Annotated in this window: 2 protein-coding genes; one reads left to right on the forward strand and one right to left on the reverse strand. The window is 59.5% G+C overall.

Translation table 11 applies throughout. From position 1 onward, the window contains the following. Positions 1-390: 390 nt before the first annotated feature. On the reverse strand, positions 391-606 hold the full coding sequence (locus tag SO139_RS46155; protein ID WP_449381923.1) for a hypothetical protein: 216 nt from the start codon (positions 604-606) through the stop codon (positions 391-393). A 78-nt stretch (positions 607-684) separates the two neighbouring features. On the opposite strand from SO139_RS46155, the gene SO139_RS46160 reads away from it, so the two are divergent. After that, positions 685-939, forward strand: coding sequence for a hypothetical protein (locus SO139_RS46160; protein WP_449381922.1), 255 nt, complete (start codon positions 685-687; stop codon positions 937-939). The last annotated feature ends 542 nt before the right edge of the window (positions 940-1481 follow it).

Genomic DNA, 1481 nt, shown 5'->3' on the forward strand with positions numbered 1-1481 from the left:
ACGAAAGACCTTGCTCTTTCAAACCCCAGCTGAGAAGTTCGCAGAATGTGTTGCGGCGATGAGTTGAACCCGCCCCCCTCAACGGACATTCGCGGGCGTCTGCGTTCCAAGCGTTACTCGTTCCTAACTTGCCGGAACGATTTGCCCCTGCTCTGATTTTAGGGGAATGGACAAGCTACTAGAACGGGCCGACAGAGCCATCCGTGATAGCGAGTTGATCCGACGCCAAGTGGACCAAAGCATTGCGCTGGCGCGCTGGTGGAATGAGCGGGTGATAGCGACCGCGAGCCGCGCTCGCGAGGAAGCCACTCGCAGCCATCAGTCGCGCGCGGAAAGGACTCATAGAGCCGAGGAGGCGCAAGAAAATTTGTCGGCACGTAAAACGTCAAGCTAGGTTCCAGAAAACCATCGCCGAGCGTTGGCAACGAGTTCGGCCTCAGTTTTCTGAACGCCTTGCAGGGCTTTCCGCGCCGCTTCGTACCTGTGCCGGTAGTTTGCAGTCAACTCATCCATCAGTCGCTTGCGTTCCGCAATGAGGGAGCGGGCCTCCTCAATCGCGCGCGCGGCACGTTCATCGAGGACTTCCGCTAGGGTTCGTTCGATCATCCCCTCCTAACGCATGTTAAGATTTTTGGTTTCCGCTGTCCCGGTTCCGGGCGTATACTTGCCCCAATGGACCTCCGGATGACCTTGGCGCATTTGGCGGACGCAGAGCGGCATATTGCGCTGGGAGAACGTCATATTGCCCGCCAGATCGAGATCATCGACGTGCTGGGGCGCGGCGGTCATCCTACGGAACTCGCAACTCAGGTGTTGGATACATATCGCGAGTTACTGATAACTCACCTCGCGCATCGCGACTACATCCGCAAAGAACTAGAGCAGTTGGGCCAACCGATGTTCGCTTTCATACCGCTGTTGGGGGCTCAGCAGACGTGAGCCCCAAGCCATTTTTTCGACCTCCGCCCGAGGTTCGCCCACATGGCAGACACTCTCTGAGATCTTCCGGCATCCATACCTATTCACAGCCACGACTGACGGTGGTCGCGCGACGACCTGATCCACGAGGGATTGACAATTTGCCAGCAAGGTCGTGCGCCGCTTTGATCGCAGCATGCCCGCTGTCACCCGTCGCCGCAGCAAAGATGATCCACACCGCGAGACATGGCTGATATTCTTCGGCGACATCCGTGTCGGCGTTATCGGTCGCCGCGCCGGTGTCCCGGACTCGGCCCCGCAGTGGAGTTGGTCCAGCGGCTTCTATCCCGGCTCTGATCCGGTGAGCACCGCAGCGGCATTGACGAGACGTTCGACGAAGCCCGTACGAGTTTCCAAGCAGCGTGGCAGGAGCTGGCCGCCACGAGCATGGGGGCGGACTTCGAGATGTGGCGCCGCAACCGTGAATGGACCGCTTGGAAGGACCGGATGCACCGGCTAGCACTTCCGCTGCCGACACAGCGTCCAGAAGGGATTGCGCGCTG

It is taken from the genome of Bradyrhizobium sp. UFLA05-89 (genome assembly GCF_059803475.1).